This is a genomic window from Paenibacillus odorifer (assembly GCF_000758725.1).
In the GTDB taxonomy this organism is placed as follows: Bacteria; Bacillota; Bacilli; order Paenibacillales; family Paenibacillaceae; genus Paenibacillus_AQ; species Paenibacillus_AQ odorifer.
Genome location: NZ_CP009428.1, coordinates 1,690,818 through 1,711,482 on the forward strand (window position 1 = coordinate 1,690,818; position 20,665 = coordinate 1,711,482).

Genomic DNA, 20,665 nt, shown 5'->3' on the forward strand with positions numbered 1-20,665 from the left:
CGATGTCATTCATCGTTGATCTCTTTTTTATGATTCTTAAACAGTGCTGATAACTTCTATATATCAAGCTTCTTTGGCAATGACTTTTTTTAGCTTCACTTTGGGTTCTTGCTCAGGATCAGGCGCTTGCCCAACACGTTTAATAAAGAAAGATAGCAGCAGACCGAGGATGCCAATTCCCACAATCACTAGATAGGAATCATTGATCCCTTGAATGGATGCTTCCATAATCATATGTTCCTGTGTTCCGTTCTGTGTGCTGCCAGAGGCCAGCATATCCTTCATATGCGTTGTAGTACGGCTCGTCATTACGGTGACGAGCAGGGAAGTCCCGACGGCGCCAGCTACTTGTCGAATGGTATTTGAAATCGCTGTACCATGCGCACTAAGCTTGGCGGGGAGTTGATTTAGACCCAAGGTTTGTATAGGCATGAGAAGGAGAGCCATCCCGATCCGGCGGCCTGTTGACATGTATACCAGATACATGTAACTGGTTGAGTCGGTTAAGTTCACAAAGCTTAGAGTCGTTGCAATTGTAATTAACAATCCGATGATGGCGAGCCATTTCGCTCCGAACCGGTCGAACAGCTTTCCGGTTACCGGCATCAACAATCCCATTACGAGTGCACCGGGAAGCAGCAGCAAACCGGACTCCATCGCTGTAAAACCGCGGGCATTCTGCAGGTACAGAGGCAGCAGCATCATATCCGCATACATCACGATTGTAACTGCGATACTGATGACAGTCGTTAAGGAGAACATATTGTATTTAAAGGCCCGGAGATCAAGCAGTGGATTTTGGGAAGCCAGCTGTCTCCAAGTAAATAAGCCAAGGGAAAGCACACCTGCCGCTAAAGACAATAACACTTCTGCGCTCGACCAGCCTGCACTGGCAGCACGGCTGAAGCCATACAGCAAGGTTCCAAAACCAATGGTAGAAAGAGTTACGCTAACAATGTCCAACTTGGGAAAGATGCGTTCTGATACATTTTTTAAATAAATAAATCCGCATATGATTACAATGACGGTCAAAGGAATCATGCCATAAAACATAGTCTCCCAAGAATAATGTTCCAAAATATATCCAGCCAGAGTAGGTCCAATCGCAGGTGCGAAAATAATGGCTAGCCCTACCATCCCCATGGCAGCCCCTCTCTTTTCAGGAGGGAACAGGGTCAAGATGACATTCGTGAGCAGTGGCATGATAATCCCGGCACCAGCTGCCTGAATCATACGCCCGGTCAACAGAACAGGGAAGTTTGTCGCGAGGGCCGATACGATCGTTCCAGCCAAAAATATAAACATAGAAGCTTGAAAAAGCTCTCGCGTCGTAAATCGTTGCATTAGATAAGCTGTAATTGGAATTAGAACACCATTAACCAGCATATACCCCGTTGTCAGCCACTGAGCTGTAGCCGCCGAGATATTAAAATCATGCATTAACTCCGGAACGGCAACGCTCATTACCGTTTGATTCAGTGTCGCAAGAAAGGCGCCCAAAATCATAATGAATAAGATGGGGCCCTTTTTCACGGAACTGCTTGTTACTTCTGTCTTTGTACTCACTCCACTCCATCCTTTCAACTCGTCGATCATGGACTAAATTTACAGTGTGTTGTATAGTTTACAATGCATGAATTAGATTATAAATGAAATTTTCATGTAATCAAGCAACAATTTGCAAAAAAATGTAAAGTAGTTTACATTCGTTCTAAAAATGTAGTTTTTTCTTTTTAAAAAACAACAATTATCTAAAATATGTAGCTTACAATATGAAAGTAAAAGATTGGAGAGTACAAGATGAATAACACAACGCAACGTACAGATCCCCGGGTACTTCGAACACGTCAATTGCTTAGAGATGCTGTGATTGAATTGCTTGAGGAAATGGATATTGAGAAAATATCAGTAAATCGTATTGCAGAGCGGGCTAAAATCAATCGGGTTACTTTTTATCTGCACTATCGGGATCTCCCGGATATGCTGGAAAAGATGGCGGATGAGATGGTGGAGGACATTCTACAAGTGGTGAACAACGATGACAACCATCACCAGTCGGTTGATGAAGAGAATTTGAGGATATTAGAAAGTCTGCTTAAGCATATTGCGGAAAATGCAAAATTCTACAAAGTCATACTCACATCCAAACGAAGCCCGATTTTTACAGATCGCCTGTTTAATTTGATGGCGGAAATCATTTCTGCGCACCAGGAGAAAAAGGAGGGGACTGCTGATCATTCAAAGACGCCGATACAAAAGGACATTGCCGTTTGGTACGGTTCAGCAGCTCTAATCGGCACGGTTATTTCTTGGCTCCGAGATGACATGCCCTATACGCCTGTGTATCTTGCCAGACAAATTAGTATGCTGCGTGCGAACTAGCAACGGGTTCCGACTAATGAACGGAGAGGAATTAAATGAACATGAACAAACAGCCACGCATCGTTGCGCGGCTGTTTGTCGTATTTAGAGCAGGTAAATCACTGCACACTGAGATTATCCCAGTTGACTTGGAATTCCTTCAACATCCCTTCTTTGGTCAGCTTGCCGCCGAGATACCCTTGTATGCTGCTGGATAATTCCTGTGGCATCCCGTTCGGCAGACGGGTCCAGTTCCAGGTCAGCGCTTGATCTTTATCGGTATAGGCCAGCACCTCAGCACCTAGTGCTCCAAGATCTTCTTCGGTTCCCTTAATGTTGTCGAGCGCAGGGATGAATTGGAATTCCTTGGTGATATATTTTTTTCCGGTCTCGGAGGTGACGAGCCAATTCAGGAAGACCTTGGCCTCCTCCTTAACGGGAGAGTTTTTATTGATAACCCAATTGCTGGGTACGCCTACATAAAGCTTGTCGTTGTCTTCGGGAGTGTCGTCAATGGGCATGGGCAGGAGGCCCAGATTAAGATTGGGATCGATGCCGTCGATCTGTCCTTGTGTCCAGTTACCCTGCTGCATCATCGCAGCTTCACCGCTCGCTAGCATAGTGACTTGAGTATTATAGTCGGTCGAGAGCGGGTTCTTATTGCCGTACTCTACAGTAAGGTCAAGTAGATCGATCCACTTGGAGAAAATAGGGTCTCCGGCGAAGGTTTTGGAACCGTCTGTAAGTCCGGCGATGAATGCCTCCGGATCAGGCTGCTGGGCGAAAGGTACGTTTACATTATGATTGCCAAGCACGAACCATTCTTGGTAACCATTCGCAAAAGGTGTGATGCCTGCCGCTTTTAACTTCTCGGAGGCTTCGCGCAGAGCGGTTAGCGTCAATGGCTTCTCGGTGATTCCGGCTTTCTTAAATAGATCCTTATTATAGATGAAGCCGTATCCTTCCAGATTCATCGGCATCCCATAGAGTTTGCCATCGATGGTCATTTGTTCTGCTGCGAGTGGCTTTACATCCTTGGCCCAAGCTTCGCCGCTCAGGTCCTCCAGATATTCCAGCCACATATCACGTTCATTGTTGCCGCCGATGGTGAAGATATCCGGCTCATCTCCGGAAGAGAATTTGGCACGCAGCGAGGCGCCATAATCGGTCCCGCCTCCCACGCTTTGCACCTCAAGCTTAATATCGGGATGTTCTTTCTCGAATTCGGTCTTGAGCGAAGCCAGCGCTTCGGATATTTCAACCTTGAATTGGTAGATATGCACGGTTTTTACTCCGTCTGCATTGTCGCTGCTGCGTCCGCAACCGGCTGTCAGAGCAGCCAGCAGCAGGGAGCATGCGAGGAGAATTCCACGTTTTGTTCTCATATTTATTCATCCTCTCTGGCTGAAAGCAACATGTATCGTTAGCCCTTTACGGAGCCTTGGGCAATGCCTTCAATAATATATTTTTGCATTACTAGGAAAAAGATGACCACCGGCGTAATCCCGAGCACAAGTCCTGGAAGCGCCAAATCCCACTGCTTCGTATATTGTCCGAAAAAGCTATAAGTGGCGATGGGAATGGTGCGGAGCACCGGATCCTGCAGAATAAGCGATGGCATCAAGTAATCGTTCCAGATCCACAGGGTGTTCAGTATGATGACGGTGACGATAATCGGTTGCATAAGCGGAAGAACAATCCGGAAAAAGGTACCATAAGGACTGCTTCCATCTACTCTTGAAGCTTCCTCTATATCGAGAGGTACCGATTTGACGAAGCCGTGGAATAGAAAAACAGTCATCGGGGCGCCAAACCCAAGATACGCTAAAATCAAACCGGCGGTTGAATCCATAACGCCCAAGCCGCTGACGACCTGCACCAGCGGGATCATAATAGATTGAAATGGGATAACCATGGCGGCTACTAATGCAATATAGAGCACACGGTTATACAAGCTGTTGTTGCGGACCATTTTGTAAGCGCACATGGAGCAAAGGAATGCTAGCAGAATATTACTAATCACCGTGATGATAAAAGAGTTCAGGAAAGCGCGAGGGAAATTGGTAGCTTTCCAAGCTTCCGCGTAGTTGCTCCACTGGAGTGCTGAAGGCAGCGCAGCAGAGTCTGATAGTATTTCACTATAGCTTTTCACTGAGTTAGCCAGCAAAAAGTAAAATGGCACTAAAAATAGAAGTCCCAGCAGGATTACAATCACTTCGATGAGAAGCAGGGGAACATTAAATTTCTTGGCGGTAGTCTCCATTACAGCTCCACCTCTCTTTTCTTGGTTGCTCTAACCTGTAATAGGGAAATCAAAGCCACGATGACGAAGAAAACCATCGCTTTGGCCGAGCCCATTCCGAACCGACTGATGGTATAGGCTTCATTGTAAATATTCAAGGCTACAGATTCGGTAGCTTTAAAGGGTCCACCCTTGGTCAGCGACAGGTTGAGGTCAAACAGCTTAAAGGACCAAGAGATAGATAGAAATAGACAAACAGTTACAGCGGGCATGACCAGTGGAAGAGTGACATGGCGCAAGGCCTGAAAACGTCCGGCTCCATCCACTTTGGACGCTTCAATTAGGCTTTGGGGAACATTGTTGATAGCAGAGATGTAGATCACCATCAGATATCCCGCATTTTGCCAGACAAATACGATAACAATCGCCCAGAATGCTGTCCCTCCGGTGCCTAACCATGGAAGATTAAAGAAGGACCAGCCGGTGGCCTGCCCAATAGAGGAGAATCCTCTGACAAAAATAAACTGCCAAATAAACCCGAGCAAAAGTCCGCCAATGACATGCGGTACAAAAAATACCGTTCTCAGGACATTGCGTGTGAACAGTTTACGCGTCAGCACATAAGCGAGTGTGAAGCCAAGCAGATTGGTCAGCACTAGACCGAAGATAGTGAACTTCGCCGTGAACCAGAATGAATTAAGAAAGGAAGGGTCCTTGGTGAAAATATGTAGATAGTTCCGCAGCCCGGTCCACTCCACATGCCGCGAGATTCCGTTCCAGCTGGTAAATGAATAATAGAGTCCCAAAAAGAAAGGAATCAGCACAATAATAAAGAAAAATAAGGAAGTTGGCCCGACAAAAATAAACTGCTGCATCAGGCGTGATCTTTTTCTATGGTCCATCGTTCCTCACCCCTTTTGTTAATTTAAACTTTTCATTCTATAACCGAATTGGTCATTAACCGAAACAAAAAGTAACATCGCGCACCAAATATTCTTAACCAGTTGCGGCATCTGGAGAGGTATAAATGCCTATGATAGCGCCGAAGTCGGCTGGACTTTCTCTGGATAATTTTCACTGGCCCGGAGCGATTTCTTTTCAGGCTTGACAGCCTTTTCAAAGAATCGGTATGGTGGACTTGTCAGACAAATGGGAGGTAGAGTACATGTCAGGATGGCTTGGGAATCATTTTGTTACGCAGATTGGAATTTTGGTGAATGATGTTGAAAAGGTAAGCACGGCTTATGCGGAGTTTTTTGGACTGGAGAAGCCGGAAATTATCGTTACAGATACAGAAGATAAGGCGCAGACTCGGTATAATGGCGAGGCGACGGTGGCGCGGGCTAAGCTGGCTTTTTTTGATATGGGCTCCCTGCAGCTTGAGCTGATTGAGCCAGATCAGCAGCCCAGTACGTGGCGTGATTATTTGAATGAGCATGGTGAGGGACCTCATCATATTGCTTTTGTGGTTGAAGGAATGAAGGAGAAGATTATGCTGCTCGAAGGCAAAGGGTTCCCACTCCAGCAAAAGGGTGAGTATACCGGGGGGCGTTATGCTTATCTGGACACGTTCAAGGAGTTAAAGATGATTGTGGAACTGCTGGAGAACGATAAGGATAAAGGAGAGGATTTATAGTGAATATACTAATTACTGGTGCCGGACGTGGATTGGGTTATGAGCTGGCGGCTGAGGCATTGAAGCGGGGGCATGGAGTCATTGCCGGGGTTCGCCGTCCTGATCAGGAACAAACAGCACTATCCCAGCTTGCTGCGACCTATGGCGAGAAGCTGACTGTGGCCGCGCTGGACGTGACGGATGAAGAAGGAATCGCAGCGCTTGCTGCGATTCTGCAAGGACAAGGCCGGACGCTTGGTGCCATTATTAATAATGCGGCGGTGCTGACCGCCAGGGACACACAGATTGAAGAACTTGATTTCCAAGATATGCTTACCACGATGGATATTAATCTTTACGGACCGATGCGGGTGGTTAAGCATTTCTTGCCGCTGCTCACTGAACCCAAACTTTCGATTATCAATATATCGTCGGAAGCAGGCAGCATTACTAATGCTTATTCGGGAGACTATCCATATTCCATCTCCAAAACGGCACTTAATATGTTCTCACAGCAACTGCATGTGTATTTAAAAGAACGAGGGGTACAAGTACTCGGCGTACATCCTGGCTGGATGCATACGGAGATGGGCGGGGCAGAGGCGCCAACGAATCCGACCCAAAGTGCTGAGGGCATCATGGACTTGATCGAGAAGCGGACAACACCGGAAGGTCATTTCATGTTTGTAGATTATACGGGTAAGGATATGAAGATTTAAGTAGAGTGTTCTAACTAAAAGAGGTAACTCAATAGCCATTCGTGGCTTCTGAGTTACCTCTTTTTGATTTTTCTATATGCTTATTTATTTCTTAATCAATAAATAAGTCTATGAATGGTATTATATTATTCATTTCTATGGGACTAATTATAATCTCCCGTTTGGGACAAGCCGCATAAATGACCACAAAGTATAAGAGGAACTAATCTCCTAGATGAATCCATTGGTCCAAGAGTCCCTAAGGTAAAGCGAATATAAATACTACTATGATCCTTCATCCATTTTAAAAGAGGTGAATCTAAGATGAAAAGACAGGTGAAACCTAGTAGGAGAAGAAGACCTGCCTCCAGACTGCAGCCTAAACGTAGTTTAATTCTTAAGGCAAAAGCACAAATCATTAACTTTGCGGTTATTGGTGATAGTCATGTGGGGTATGGAAACAGCGCAAGCATTTTTAGGAATCTTTTGCCTAAAGCTGTGAATAGCGGGAATAAGAGATTTGTTATTTTTGGAGGAGATAATACGCAAGCGGGAGCTAATCATGGAAATAATGCGAATGCTTACTACAAGGACTTCAAGGATACGGTAACAAGCACGCTCGGGAGTATTCCTTATAAAGCATCTATAGGAAATTGGGAGGCAAGTACACAGTCCTTATTCAGACAATATTTAGGTGCTGATGAAGGGCAAATGAATTTCCCGGGTACTCAGGGGAAGGTCAAGTATGTATGGCTTAATTGTGCGCTTGGACGGTTCACTCCGGGTAGTATAAATTTGTTGAAAAATTTAGATGATAGTCTTTATTATATTATAGATTTTCATTGGCCCCTCAAAGTGAGCGGGATTACGGTGGACCCAACCCATGTATTAAGCGCATCGGAGACGAATAAGTTTTTTTCATCCATTCCTACAAAAGTGAGAGATAAGGTGCTAGCTATTTTTACGCATCATGGACATCTGTTTTACCAAAAACTTAGTAATATATATCCCGGTTACAATAAAACTAAATTTTTTGTATGCGGATGTTCCGGGGAATATAAATGCAAAACAAATGGCGATCGGGGTTATTACAATGCCACATTATCCATCAACGGGACAACATTTAATGTGGATGCTTTTAAGGTAGCGGTCAATTAGTAAAACAAAGCTAAGCTGATTTTCGGGAGAAACCGGGGTCAGCTTTAGCAACAATTCAGTCACAGGATAATAGTAAGCTAGCAGGATTATTTAATATATTTGTATAATAGTTTATATATGTATTAAATGAATCATATTGGAGGGCTACCGATGAGAGGGTTAGTATTTAATTCTTTAGAACAGGCGGGTGTCTCGGCCTTTGGTGTGGAGCGCATTCGTACAGCCGCCGCGCAAATGGTTGAAGACAATATCACACCTGCGCAAGTTATTGTTGCTGCGAGAAAGGGGACGCTGCTGGTCCATCAAGCGAATGGAAAAACCGGCCCTGAAGCAGACGCAGCGGAATTAACCGTGGATACTATATTTCCACTCTGTTCCATAACAAAACTATTTACTGCAACCGCTATTATGATGTTAGTGGAACAAGGGAAAGTGGGTCTAAATAGGCCGGTTTCTGATTACATCCCCGAATTTACAGGGGAAAACAAAACAAAGGTATGCGTACATCATTTGTTGACACATACCTCTGGAATTGAGGTTGATGTGATTCGTTCTAATGGAATTGCCAAACAGGCGCAAGAGGAATATCCTCCACCCGAACCTAATCAAGATCCAGAACTGCATAGTTACTTATATGGCGGTTATGATGCACCACTTAGCCATGAGCCAGGTACTGTGATGTCTTACTGTGGATATGGTTATGAGCTGTTGGGTGAAATCATACGGCGTGTTAGTGGACAAGCTTATGATGTATTCGTAAAGGAAACCATTTTTAAACCGCTGGGAATGGAAAATACATATTATCGTGTGCCAATGGAAGTGCGGAACAGAGTAGTTAGACGTGCTCCTGAGGCAGCATGCGCGGAATGGGTAGACAGCGAATACAATTTGAATTCTGTATCTGCGGGGGGCGGCGCTTACTCAACGGCTATGGATTTGGCTGTTTTTGGCCAGATGTTCCTTAACGGTGGAATTTATAACGGAGTACGATTCCTTAGTCCGGTAACAGTAAAAGAAATGACCCGCAATCAAATTCCGGGCGTATCCTCACAATATAGAGATGAAGTTTTTCCTGAAGCGTACTGGGGATACGGATGGGCGATTAATGGCACGAAGCGTGACGGCGGAGATCTGCTCTCTCCTGATGCCTATTCACACTGGGGGGCGGCAGGTCCATTCCTCTGTGTGGATCCGATTTATCAGACGGTGACGGTTCATTTATCCGTAGAGCTGGATCACCAGAAGCCATTTAAAAATATGTATGTTGATTATTTCAATAATACCGTTCTGGCAGCGATCACAGATCTGTAATTCGGCCAAGGATCTGCAAGAATTTATCAAGGGTTGATTTTATAAAATCTAATATAAGAAAGCCAGTGGCATATATTAGTCCTATCTAATATGCACCACTGGCTTATTTTTTAAAAAATCTCTTGTTCAGCTACTGTTATCTGTAAACTCGATGATTGTGGCAGGAATCCTTATGTGTGTGCTTAACGCTTCCTTGAAGGAAATCCGTAATCTTTAGCACGCCACGCTACTAGCAGCGCAAGAATCAATAGTATAAACATTACCCACGGGAAGGAGCGGACACCAAGTGTTTCAATAAGAATCCCGCCCATCACGCCGCCACCGCCAATAGCTAGGTTCCATGCCGTCACCAACATCGATTGGGCCACATCTGCACTTTCGCCAGCGGTTTCGGCAACGGCTGTCTGTAGCAAAGTAGCCGCTCCTCCAAACGTCAACCCCCATACACCAACCACTAAATAGATCACTACGGGCTGGCTGCTACTAATGCCTAGTACAATGGATGACAAGGCGAAAGCAGCGAGGCTGATCAGAACCAATGGACGCAGCTTGCGGTCGATCAAAATACCGATGACCCAGATGCCAACAAGCGCTGTAATGCCGAAAATAAGCAGTACCAAGTCAACGCGCTGGGTTAGCCCGGCCTGAGTAAGATAGGGGGCAATGTAGGTATACAAGATGTTGTGTGCCAGTACCCATGCCAGAACAACAAACAGTACCGGCCGTACCCCCGGAATAACAAAAACCTTGTAGAGAGGGAGTCGCTTATCAGGGGCCTCTCCTGGATAGTCCGGTAGCTTCCAAAACACCCAAGCGATTAGCATCAGAGCCAATAGCGACAGGATCCCGAAGATAGAGCGCCAGCCTACAAGGGTGCCAAGAAGTGTTCCCGCAGGGACACCGAGTGCCAGAGCGAGAGGCGTGCCAACCATGGCTACGGCCATTGCTCGTCCCTTGAGTGACTCCGGAACCATGCGCCGGGCGTAACCTGCTATCATCCCCCATAAGACTCCAGCGGATACGCCTGCGAAGAACCGAGCTATCAGCGTAAGTATATAATTGGAAGAAAAAGTGGTGACGGTGTTGAATATGAGAAAACCAAGGATGCACATTAGTAGCAGTGGTCGCCGCCGCCATCCACGCGTCACGGTAGTTAAGGGAATCGCCGCCAACAGTGAACCCAGGGCGTACAAAGTGACAAGTTGACCTGCAAGGGCCTCGGAGACTCCAAGCCCCTCACCTATTTGGAGCAACAAGCCGGCCGGAATCGTTTCGGTAAGAATACAGATAAACCCCGTCATGGCTAGGGCGAGTAATCCAGCCCATGGCAGACGTTCAGAAGAGGGAGTGCTGGAGGCACTTTGTGTGGCAGAAGATGTGTTTTGGCTCATAGAGAAGCCCCTCTCTTATATAATTTTAGCAAACTCATGATACACACGACGAATAGGTCTACTAGACAGAGCGCCTAGGCCGGTTCATTCCGGACCCAGGCACCTTGTTTTCTTGCTCTATTTATTACGTCTATCATAAATGGCATCACAAAGGTCAACAGTAAACTGACCCGACATGCCTTCCAGTGCAGTATTAGTGAAAGCCACGGCACTGAGGCGTTGCTTCGGATCGACGAACCACGAATGACCATAAGTGCCACCCATGCGCCAAGTACCCGGGGATTCCGGAGTGTCTGCGGCGACAGGATCCTTTAGTACAGTAATGCCTAGGCCAAAGCCTCGTCCTGGCCAGAAGGCCATTGGCAGATCACCGATCTGGTTGGTCGTCATATCGTGAACCAGTGACTCTGGTAGCAGCGGCGCTCCGCCCTTACGTAATGTTTCCAGCAGTTGCAAAAAGTCTCCGGCGCTGCCGACCATGCCAGATCCTCCAGAAGGATAGGCAGTAGTGTCAAATGCTCGGCTAGGGGCAAGCAGGAACCCAGCCGTTCCCTCCACAAAGGCAATACTGTCGGGCTCAAGTAAGGGCCGTGGCTCTGGAGTATCATTGGCATAGGAAGTGGCCAGCCGTTCTCGGTCAACTGCAATAAAACCCGTGTCGCTCATGCCAAGCGGCTTTGTCACGAGTGAATGTACAGCTTCACTAAGCGGTGTTTCTGTGACCTTTGCAATTACTGCTCCCAGTACATCTGTCGCGATGGAATATTTCCACTCGGTACCTGGCGTATAAAGGAGGGGGACAGAGGCAAGACGACGCAGGTTCTCTTCCAACGTGATGCCGGGCTGATCCATACCATCTGATACCCCTGCTGACTGATAGGAACCCTTCTCTTCTTGAAAAAATCGGTAAGACAGGCCTGCGGTGTGCGTCATCAAATGACGAATCGTCAAGGTCGCGAACTCGCCATTCTGCAAACGCGGCTGAAACTCTGGAAGCCAACGATCAACGCGGTCGTCCAGCTGTAGACGACCTTGCGCAACTAATACTAGGGCTGCCGTTGAAATGATAGGTTTAGTAACTGAAGCTAGCCGGAATAAGGCATCTTCTCGCATAAGTCGGCCTATCTCACGGTCGGCAAAACCGGCAGCACGGCTATAAACCAGTTCCCCATCTATCATCACTTTAATGACAGCACCGACCAAACGCTTGTCAGCGAGGGTTCGATCGATTACTCTATCGATGCGACCTGATAAACATTCTGTATTTATTTTGTTTGAATCCAATATACTCATCTGTCTTCATCCCTTCGGAATAGTTAAAGCCAGGAACACTTTACTATTGTAGGGTTATTATATATAACGAGTTATCTTGATTACATAAGGCAACTAAGTTAAATTAGCCTTATAACGGTTAATTACAAGCTAGTTAATATAGAACACCTTAAATTTAAAGGAGGCGATTTTGATGGACCATGTTGATAAGCAAATTCTTTTCCATCTTCAAAATCAAGCAAGAATTTCTATGACAGAGCTGGGGAAATGTGTCGGTTTATCGCAACCTGCGGTTACGGAGAGAGTTAGGCGTATGGAGGAAAAAGGCATCATCAGCGAATATCGCACCATAATTTCTCCTGAAAAGATTGGGAAACATGCTGCTGCCTACATGTTATTTCATTCTAGGGATTGTAATGCATTCCTTGATTTCTGCCGCTCAAGTCCTGATGTCGTCGAATGTAACCGTATAAGTGGGGAACACAACTACTTATTGAAAGTAGTAACCGACTCTACACGAGCCCTCGAGGAATTCGGAAATCAATGTGATAAATACGGTACCTACACCATTCTAATCGTGATGTCATCGCCAATCGATCATAAATTTCTTATACCATCGCTTGAAGAAGCAAGCCTAAACTTACTGAGTTAGATTTTAAACATAATCCGTTAGCCTGTCGCAACAAAAAAAGACTCTTCTATATAAATAGAGGAGTCTTTTTGGTGTGGATATTGTAATAAAAATGATTGCAGCTGCTCCTTTTTCGTAGATACATCATGGACTCTCTATTTTATAAGTCTGGCGGTATTTTAATGGAGAAAGCCCGGTGATTTCCTTAAATACCCGACCAAAGTGAGTCATATTATCAAATCCAACATTTTCAGCTATTTTGGCTACTTTAAAGGCAGTATTAATTAACAAGGCACGAGCTTCCTTTATCCGCACATTATTCAAATATTCTGTAAAGGTGAAGCCTGTACTATCACGAAAAGTTTTGCAGAAGTAGGAAGGACTGATATAGAATCTGTTGGCAATATCGCGTATGGAATGACGTTGGTCGTAATAACGGTTGAGATAGTCAACAATTTCAAATATTTTTTTGTTCACTACACTGATTTCTTCAGTGATTGCAGGAGGCATCGCTTCCTGGTGGCGATAAATATAAATAAGCAGCTCAAACATAAGTGTTTTTAGATAGAATTCATAGCCGGGAGGTTGCTTCGTAAATTCAGAGACCATTTTATTGAATAATTTCTCGATAAAGTTTTGTTCAGAACCATTAAATCGAAGCAGATGACAATCTCGTGTAAAAGTGGACAGCAAATCAAGCGTCTTATTGTTCGGAAACAGATCTTCGAGGAACTCGCGTTTAAATACAAGTGTTATTCGTTCAAAGGTCTCCCCACTCGAATTGACAAGCTTATGAATTTTATTGATGTCAATCAGCAATAGAGAACCCCCGACAACCTGATAAGCCTTATCCTCTATGAAATAGCAAATATCTCCCGAAACCATGTAAAAAACCTCATAACCGTTATGGTAATGTCGTGTAGGCATGCTGGATTGACTTTTTTTCTCTCGACTGATGTCGAATTTTTGTACTTCATAAAAATTGGTTTCCATTTGCTATCCCTCCCAATTCAGTTGTATGTCAACTATATTAACAAGAATATATGCAGAAAAACAATATATTTAGTGAATATATGTGCTGAAAATCATATTTTTAGACGCTATGATGAAGTTGTTCCGAATGGTTTAGCAAAGGGGGTGTGAAGAGAAAATTAGAATGTTATATAAATTATCGAATTGTGTAATCTATATGTAAACTTATGCTGAAATTAGAGATACTTTGAACGATTTTAAACGAAAAATGAAAAAAGGTGGGACATAAAAATGAAATCTCAATTCTTAAAAAAGAACCTTCTTTCTACATTTCTACCCGTTGCAGTTCTCGGAATGTCATTGTCGGCATGTGCCGGATCTGGTGATAAGGAATCTACTATCGATCCTTCAGGTGTGCAGAGTAATAAGGGAGAGACAGTAGAGATTAATTGGGTGATGGCTGCAGATCCGGATAAAAAAGCTTGGCAAGACGAGACGATTGCTTCGTTCGAAGCCACTCATCCTAATATTAAAGTTCATCTTGAGAATATTCCGTATGATCAGTTCGATCAGAAATTGACCACTATGATCTCAAGCGGCAACGCTCCTGATGTGTGGAATCCGAACCAGGCGGACAGCGGCTTTGCTACTTATATGAAGATGGGTGCCCTGAAGGACTTAACGCCTTACATTGAAAAAGGGGCTCCAGAGCTGGATACGATGGATAAGGATTTGCTGGATGTATATAAAATTGATGATAAATTTTTCGGAATTCCGCTTGTCAGCAATGCGACGTATCTGTTTTACAATAAGGATTTATTCGATCAGCAGGGTATTCCTTATCCAACAACGGACTGGGATGACACTTCATGGAACTACGATAAAATGTTAGAAATTGCTCAAAAGCTTTCTCATGATGTAGGTAATGTACGCAAGCAGGTATTCGGATTTGCAAGCGGCCTTAGTCCGAATGCTATGGCTTGGTCATTTGGCGGTGATTTTTTTAAGCCAGAAGCGTATACCTCAGGGGTTATGGGGGAGCCGGATCTACTTAACGAAAAAAATATTGAAGCGTTACAATTTAACCTCGATTTAATTAACAAGTATAAGGTTGCACCGGACCAACAGACTGTGTCTGCCGCGGCTCAGCTTGGAGATGTGTTCATGACGGGGAAAGTTGCCATGTACATTAATGGAGGTTGGGGATTGGGTTCTTATGAAAAAGCGGACTTTCGCTGGGGTGTCGCAGCTGTTCCCTACCATGATGGCCGCAAAGTGACACTTTTTGTGGACCCATGGAGCATCTCAAACTCAAGTAAACATTCGGATGAAGCCTGGGAATTTGTCAGATATCTGGCCGATCCCAAAACCGGTGGAGGCGCCTATCGCTATATGAATGATGTCGGTAGAACGCCAGCGGACAGCAGCTTGTTTGAACTGTGGTACGAAAAAATATCCTCGCAGATTGGGATGGATAAAGCGGAATTCAAACAAGTCCATGAGGGTGCTATTAAGTATGGACGTGAAGCTGAAAATCATCTGATCGTAAAGTTCAATACGATTCTAGAAACCATGAACCAGACCATGTCTTCTGTATGGAATGGAAGTAAAGATTTGAAAGATGGACTGAAGGAAGTGGATCAGAACCTCCGTTCACTCAAACTGGATTAACTAGAACTGGAAGGATAAGCGGCCGCTAATCGCAGACTAGCCGGCCGCGTAAGGAGGATGATTCATGAAGCGAATGGCAACTGAGAGTAAGCGGGAGGAACGCGCCTTCTGGATGTTTATTATGCCGTGGTTTATCGGTTTCATATTGTTTACTGGCGGACCGATCATCGTGTCGCTGATGTTAAGTTTCTCCGAATACAATGTAATTTCGTCTCCTGAATTTATAGGGTTTGATAATTTCAGGCTGTTATTTCAGGATAGGCTGTTCTACAAATCGTTATCTGTCACCATCTATTATTCCTTATTGTCCGTACCCTTTACCATTGTATCTTCGTTGGTGATTGCCCTGCTGCTGAATCAGAAGGTTCGAGGACAGTCATTACTTCGTACGCTGTATTATGCGCCAAGTGTTATTTCCGGGGTGGCTGTGTCTTTCCTGTGGTCTTGGCTGCTTAACCCGACCTTCGGGGTAGTCAATTCCTTACTCTATGACTGGTTTGGTGTGGAAGGTCCAGGCTGGTTCACGAGCCCGGGGACGGTCGTCCCATCTATGGTTCTGATGCAGTTAACGGCGTCAGGTTCAACCATGGTGATATTCCTAGCTTCCTTGCAATCTCTTCCGAGTGATCTATATGAAGCGGCGTCAATTGAAGGAGCAGGTGTGTGGAAAAAGTTCTACAAAATTACACTTCCGCTCATTTCGCCGGTGGTTTTGTTCAATACGATTATTGCAATGATCGCTTCCCTGCAAGTATTTACTGAATCCTACGTCATTACGAAAGGCGGACCGGACTGGAGTTCATATTTCTATGTATACTACTTGTTTGATACAGCCTTTAAACAATTTCGGATGGGTTATGCCTCTGCTCAGGCCTGGATTCTATTTATCATCCTTTTTACACTGACTCTTGTATTCATGTGGAGTTCGAAGCGGTTTGTCCACTATGAATATGACTCTAAAAGATAGGAGGGATTCACATCATGAGACAGCGAAGTTTTTTACACGGCAAGCTGAAGCCCATTCAGAAGATACTGTTATATCTAATCCTTTATGGCGGCGTTATTCTGTTCGCATTCCCGTTATTCTGGATGTTGGTCACCTCGCTAAAAACCATGGGCGACATTCATAAAGTCCCGATGATATGGCTGCCATCCTCTATTCAATGGAGTAATTATAAGCAAATTTTCATAGATGCTCCAATGGGGCGATATTTATTGAATTCGGTAGGCTACACATGTATCTCAGTATTTGGGACTGTGCTTGCCTCCTCTATGGCTGCGTTTGCGTTCGCTCGTCTTCGTGCCCGTGGAAATATGCTTCTGTTTGTGCTTGTACTCAGCACAATGATGATCCCGTCACAAGTGACTTTGATTCCTCAATATTTGTTATTTAATCAAATTCATTGGACAAATTCTTATTTGCCGCTTATCGTTCCGGCATTTACAGGCAGTGCATTTGTTATCTTTTTGCTACGCCAATTCTATCTTGGGATCTCTAGGGAAATGGATGAGGCAGTTAAGATAGATGGTGGAGGACATCTGGTCATGTATTGGAGAATTCTCCTGCCCTTGTCGGCACCGGCGCTCGCTACATCGGCTGTTCTAGAAATCATGTCCCGTTGGAATGATTTATTTGGTCCACTTATTTATTTAAGTGAAAGCAGTCAATATCCTCTTTCACTAGGATTAGCAAATTTCACAGCCGCATATGGACAAACACCATGGAATCTGTTGATGGCAGCATCTGTGGTAACCGTCTTTCCGTTGCTGTTATTGTTCTTTTTTGCTCAAAAAGTATTTATTCAAGGAATTGTTATTTCTGGATCGAAAGGTTAACGCGAATCATAAAAAAGTTTATTACCTGGAGGGAACTTATGAAGTTTGATTATCATACACATCATAATCGTTGCGGGCACGCAACAGGAACAGTAAGAGATTATGTAATTGCAGCCATTGAAAAGGGATTACAGGTTATTGGAATCTCAGATCATACTCCTGCATTTGCGCTGGAGGAAGACCTGCCCTGGCCCGGAGGAGCTATGGCGAAGAGTGAATTTCCTGCATACGTGGATGAGGTTCTAGCTTTAAAAAAAGAATTTGCGGGACAGATTGATGTAATGCTGGGGATTGAAGCGGACTTTTTGCCTGATTCCCTGGATATATATCGTAGTGTCATCGCCAGTTATCCCTTTGATTATGTGATTGGTTCGATTCATAATTTCGGCGGAATCAGCATTTACGATGGAGAATACTGGGACGGATTGGATCAGGCGGGGAAACTTGCGACCAAAAATCTGTATTATGACTATGTCTCTCAATCGGCTAAAAGTGGCTTATACGACATACTAGGCCATGTGGATGCTTTAAAGCGGTATTTTCCCGGTTATTCCGGCTTGTGGACAGAAGCGCTGGATTTCACCCTGCAAACCGTTGCAGCAAGTGACGTAGTTCTCGAAATTAATACTTCTGACGATAACTGTGTCCCAGATACGGCTTTTCTAGAAAGAGCTCTGTTTCATGGTGTGAAGGTCACGATTGGATCAGATGCACATGAACCCGAACGGGTGGGAGATCAGTTCGAAGAAGTCCGGAAAAACCTGCAGGCCATTGGCTATCGGGAATGGGCTACATTCCATAAACGGGTTAGAACAATGGTTAGTCTAGACCAAATATAAAATGAATTAAGTAGCCAAGATAATGCCGGCATCACCTAGTTTCCAACGGCAGGTCATTATCAGCTGCTCATCCTCCAGTTCGGCTGTCAGCGTGCCACCCATTTTATTCATCAGACTTTTGGCGATGGAGAGACCCAGCCCGGAGGCTTGAGAAGATCGGGTACGGTCTGCGGTATAGAATCGGTCAAATAAGAGGTTAACGTCGCTTCCGGCTAGTTCCTTCGCATCGTTTACTATCGTTAAATCAGCTGTTTCCTGCCGTCGTTCGAAACGGATTTCCACATACCCGGTCGCGTGTTTGACCGTATTGACAAGTAAATTCTCGACAACTCTCCGCACAGCGGATTCATCGGCGTATACGGATACATTTTCCTCAGGTAGCCGTATATCCGGTGTAATATTGCGTTCGTTGAAGGAATCGTAAAATCCGACCAGAATTTCCGAGAGCAGGGCCGTCATCCCAAGCTTTTCGGTATGTAGAGGATAATCTAGCGATTCGATCAAGGAAAGCTCAAAAAAATCATTCAGCAGCGCCTGCAGCCGTTTCGTCCGATTTTTAACGATGGCAACATATTCAAGCTTTTCATCAGGGGTAATAGACTCATCCTCCAACAGTTGAATATAACCGAAGATGGAGGTGAGGGGTGTACGGATATCATGTGAAATATTCGCAACAGCCTGACGGAATTCTTGTTCGACACGTTTTCGCTGGGCATCCGCTTCGACGATTAAATCAGATTGACGATTGATTTGTCCCGCAAGCGCCTCAAGCTTCTGGTCGAATAGAGCCACATCAATTTTTTTACCGGTTGCTCGCTCATTGTAGGTATGCAATTGCCCTGTTATCCGCCCTAGCTCTCGCCTTAGCATCAACAAACGGAAAAGCAGGAGAGCTCCTGCCGCAAACAATATGATTGTCAGAATAAGCAACACTCTCCTGCACCTCCTATTTGTTATTTGATTTCTTTTCGGTGGAATACGAGAATACCGAGTACCCCGGAAACGGCTATTGTCAACAACGGTACAAGTAAAAGCGCTGGCCAATCTCCACTGTCGATACTGGGCTTACCGATATCGCTCACCAGTTTGAAGATGGAATAATCATACAAATTACTGAAGAAAGAGATCTTTGAACCTATACTAGCCAAAACCGTATCAATCATAAGGAAGAAAATCATTGAGAAGCCGATAGTTTTGCCGCTGTCGGTTAGGATTACGGTGAACAGCGCCCCGATGGCTGCGTAACCAGCTGTGTACAACAAGGTTAGCCCGAGGGCTCGCGGTATAAAAAGTGTAGTGCTTCCTTCTGGCAGATGACCGAAGCCCGAAAGCAGCGTGACTTCGACTGTGCTGACAATAGGAAAGACGAGCGAAATCGCCATGGCCCCAACTGCGAATACGATTAGTTTTGCCGCGAACAGCCGGCCTCTGGTGTTGCCCGAAGATGCGATCGTCTTCATGACCCCTGTGGAATATTCGTTAGAGATAAAGAATCCAGCCAGAATGGCTACGCCGAATTTAATAATGTAGGCATTGCTTGAAATAAAGGTAGTCAGAAATTCAGCACCGGTGATCTGAGGTTCCCCATTGGACCGATGATCAAAATAATATAGCAATGGGTAAGCAAGTGAGAGGACGGAAAGTGCCAATAGAAAAGTCCAAAATGATCTATTCTTACGGAGCTTGAAAAACTCAACTCTGATCAGATTATACATTTGGATTCCCCCCAATTCGCTTCGTAAAATAACTTTCCAAGTCTTCACCCATAGGCATAAACTTCTCGATCTCGAGGCCGGCAGAGAATAACGCTGTTGATACTTTGCCTGGCTGCTCAATGCGGCTATACAACTTGATGGTTCCATCCTGCATCACTTCGAAATCGGCCGTACCCAGCTCGTTCTGAATGACGGCTGTTGCCTTGCCCGGATCATCCACTTTGATAAACAAATACTGCTGACATTTCTCGTTTAATTCCTCCGCAGTGAGTTGTTCAAGCAACTGACCGCGATGAATAATGCCATAATGACTTGCCATTAAATGCAGCTCACTTAGAATATGACTTGAGATCATTATCGTAATGCCAAGCTCACGGTTTAGTCGCTTGAGCAGTTCGCGCATTTCGACGACACCCATCGGATCCAACCCATTGGTCGGCTCGTCCAGAATCAGAAATTCTGGATCTCCCAGCAAGGCGATGGCAAGACCTAACCGCTGCTTCATTCCAAGTGAGAAATTTTTGGCTTTCTTCTTGCCGGCGCCCTGCAGTCCAACTTGTTCTAGCATTCTAGGAACGCAATCTTTGCCGGGAATACCGCGTAGAATCCGGTTTGCTTCTAAATTTTCGCTTGCAGTCATATGGGGGAACAAAGCGGGGCTCTCGATAATCGAGCCGATTCGCTTACGAGCCTGGATCAAGGCCTGCTCTTCACTGGCTCCGAACAGCTCGATCGTCCCCTGAGTCGGAAAAGCAAGTCCGGTCACAATCCGGATTAATGTTGATTTTCCAGCTCCGTTTTGCCCAATAAAACCATAAATAGAGCCTTTACGGATTGACAAATTGACTTTGTCCAGCGCCGTATGGCCCTTGAACTTTTTGGATAGTTGATTTGTTTTTAATACATACTCGTACATCTCGTCTTGGCCTCCTTTTCGTGATAGACCAAGTATA

20 protein-coding genes are annotated in these 20,665 nt (G+C 45.0%); 10 read left to right on the top strand and 10 right to left on the bottom strand.

What is annotated here, in order from left to right:
• Positions 1 to 63: 63 nt before the first annotated feature.
• Positions 64 to 1,506, bottom strand: a complete 1,443-nt coding sequence (locus tag PODO_RS07180) for a DHA2 family efflux MFS transporter permease subunit (protein ID WP_235219372.1) — start codon at positions 1,504 to 1,506, stop codon at positions 64 to 66.
• Between the two features lie 294 nt (positions 1,507 to 1,800).
• On the opposite strand from PODO_RS07180, the gene PODO_RS07185 reads away from it, so the two are divergent.
• Positions 1,801 to 2,382: a TetR/AcrR family transcriptional regulator gene (locus PODO_RS07185; protein ID WP_036675766.1), complete on the top strand. Its 582-nt coding sequence runs from the start codon at positions 1,801 to 1,803 to the stop codon at positions 2,380 to 2,382.
• A gap of 98 nt (positions 2,383 to 2,480) precedes the next feature.
• Here the strand turns inward: PODO_RS07185 and PODO_RS07190 are convergent, their stop codons facing one another.
• The 3 genes from PODO_RS07190 to PODO_RS07200 are packed head-to-tail and all read right to left on the bottom strand — an operon-like array spanning position 2,481 to position 5,505.
• Entirely contained in the window at positions 2,481 to 3,746 is a 1,266-nt protein-coding gene (locus PODO_RS07190; protein WP_038569411.1) for an ABC transporter substrate-binding protein, read from the bottom strand.
• Positions 3,747 to 3,784: 38 nt separating this feature from the next.
• On the bottom strand, positions 3,785 to 4,624 hold the full coding sequence (locus PODO_RS07195) for a carbohydrate ABC transporter permease (RefSeq protein WP_036675762.1): 840 nt from the start codon (positions 4,622 to 4,624) through the stop codon (positions 3,785 to 3,787).
• On the bottom strand, positions 4,624 to 5,505 hold the full coding sequence (locus PODO_RS07200; protein WP_038569413.1) for a carbohydrate ABC transporter permease: 882 nt from the start codon (positions 5,503 to 5,505) through the stop codon (positions 4,624 to 4,626). The genes PODO_RS07195 and PODO_RS07200 overlap by 1 nt, the downstream gene beginning before the upstream one ends.
• Before the next feature lie 263 nt (positions 5,506 to 5,768).
• Here PODO_RS07200 and PODO_RS07205 point away from each other — a divergent pair, with 263 nt between their 5' ends.
• The 4 genes from PODO_RS07205 to PODO_RS29915 all read left to right on the top strand — a co-directional run bounded on the left by PODO_RS07205 (position 5,769) and on the right by PODO_RS29915 (position 9,385).
• Entirely contained in the window at positions 5,769 to 6,239 is a 471-nt protein-coding gene (locus PODO_RS07205) for a VOC family protein (RefSeq protein ID WP_038569415.1), read from the top strand.
• Positions 6,239 to 6,937, top strand: a complete 699-nt coding sequence (locus tag PODO_RS07210) for an SDR family oxidoreductase (protein WP_038569417.1) — start codon at positions 6,239 to 6,241, stop codon at positions 6,935 to 6,937. Before PODO_RS07205 ends, PODO_RS07210 begins: the two co-directional genes overlap by 1 nt.
• A 303-nt stretch (positions 6,938 to 7,240) precedes the next feature.
• On the top strand, positions 7,241 to 8,074 hold the full coding sequence (locus tag PODO_RS07215) for a metallophosphoesterase family protein (protein WP_038569419.1): 834 nt from the start codon (positions 7,241 to 7,243) through the stop codon (positions 8,072 to 8,074).
• Positions 8,075 to 8,224: 150 nt separating this feature from the next.
• Positions 8,225 to 9,385 (top strand): serine hydrolase domain-containing protein, encoded by a 1,161-nt coding sequence (locus PODO_RS29915; protein ID WP_052096865.1) that lies wholly within the window; start codon positions 8,225 to 8,227, stop codon positions 9,383 to 9,385.
• Positions 9,386 to 9,567: 182 nt separating this feature from the next.
• Here the strand turns inward: PODO_RS29915 and PODO_RS07225 are convergent, their stop codons facing one another.
• Positions 9,568 to 10,776 carry an MFS transporter gene (locus tag PODO_RS07225; RefSeq protein ID WP_052096867.1) on the bottom strand — a complete coding sequence of 403 codons (1,209 nt, stop codon included), beginning with the start codon at positions 10,774 to 10,776 and terminating at the stop codon, positions 9,568 to 9,570.
• 117 nt (positions 10,777 to 10,893) lie between these two features.
• Positions 10,894 to 12,069 carry a serine hydrolase domain-containing protein gene (locus tag PODO_RS07230; RefSeq protein ID WP_052096869.1) on the bottom strand — a complete coding sequence of 392 codons (1,176 nt, stop codon included), beginning with the start codon at positions 12,067 to 12,069 and terminating at the stop codon, positions 10,894 to 10,896.
• A gap of 172 nt (positions 12,070 to 12,241) precedes the next feature.
• On the opposite strand from PODO_RS07230, the gene PODO_RS07235 reads away from it, so the two are divergent.
• Entirely contained in the window at positions 12,242 to 12,700 is a 459-nt protein-coding gene (locus PODO_RS07235; RefSeq protein WP_038569421.1) for an Lrp/AsnC family transcriptional regulator, read from the top strand.
• Between the two features lie 123 nt (positions 12,701 to 12,823).
• On the opposite strand, the gene PODO_RS07240 is transcribed toward PODO_RS07235, so the two are convergent.
• The gene (locus PODO_RS07240) at positions 12,824 to 13,672 is read right to left on the bottom strand and encodes an AraC family transcriptional regulator (RefSeq protein WP_036675751.1); all 849 of its coding nucleotides are present in this window, start codon (positions 13,670 to 13,672) and stop codon (positions 12,824 to 12,826) included.
• A 270-nt stretch (positions 13,673 to 13,942) separates the two neighbouring features.
• Between PODO_RS07240 and PODO_RS07245 the strand changes: the two genes are divergently transcribed.
• The 4 genes from PODO_RS07245 to PODO_RS07260 all read left to right on the top strand — a co-directional run bounded on the left by PODO_RS07245 (position 13,943) and on the right by PODO_RS07260 (position 17,997).
• Complete coding sequence (locus PODO_RS07245; protein ID WP_038569423.1) at positions 13,943 to 15,322, top strand: ABC transporter substrate-binding protein; 1,380 nt, start codon at positions 13,943 to 13,945, stop codon at positions 15,320 to 15,322.
• A 64-nt stretch (positions 15,323 to 15,386) separates the two neighbouring features.
• Complete coding sequence (locus tag PODO_RS07250) at positions 15,387 to 16,289, top strand: carbohydrate ABC transporter permease (RefSeq protein WP_036675748.1); 903 nt, start codon at positions 15,387 to 15,389, stop codon at positions 16,287 to 16,289.
• A gap of 14 nt (positions 16,290 to 16,303) precedes the next feature.
• Positions 16,304 to 17,158 carry a carbohydrate ABC transporter permease gene (locus tag PODO_RS07255; protein ID WP_036675746.1) on the top strand — a complete coding sequence of 285 codons (855 nt, stop codon included), beginning with the start codon at positions 16,304 to 16,306 and terminating at the stop codon, positions 17,156 to 17,158.
• Positions 17,159 to 17,196: 38 nt separating this feature from the next.
• On the top strand, positions 17,197 to 17,997 hold the full coding sequence (locus tag PODO_RS07260) for a histidinol-phosphatase HisJ family protein (protein WP_036675745.1): 801 nt from the start codon (positions 17,197 to 17,199) through the stop codon (positions 17,995 to 17,997).
• A 6-nt stretch (positions 17,998 to 18,003) separates the two neighbouring features.
• Here the strand turns inward: PODO_RS07260 and PODO_RS07265 are convergent, their stop codons facing one another.
• From PODO_RS07265 to PODO_RS07275, 3 genes are read right to left on the bottom strand one after another with little or no spacing between them, the layout of a single operon-like run.
• On the bottom strand, positions 18,004 to 18,930 hold the full coding sequence (locus PODO_RS07265) for a sensor histidine kinase (RefSeq protein ID WP_244886437.1): 927 nt from the start codon (positions 18,928 to 18,930) through the stop codon (positions 18,004 to 18,006).
• A gap of 20 nt (positions 18,931 to 18,950) precedes the next feature.
• Complete coding sequence (locus PODO_RS07270) at positions 18,951 to 19,712, bottom strand: ABC transporter permease (protein ID WP_038569425.1); 762 nt, start codon at positions 19,710 to 19,712, stop codon at positions 18,951 to 18,953.
• Positions 19,705 to 20,628, bottom strand: a complete 924-nt coding sequence (locus PODO_RS07275; protein WP_036675740.1) for an ABC transporter ATP-binding protein — start codon at positions 20,626 to 20,628, stop codon at positions 19,705 to 19,707. Before PODO_RS07275 ends, PODO_RS07270 begins: the two co-directional genes overlap by 8 nt.
• Positions 20,629 to 20,665: the final 37 nt, after the last annotated feature.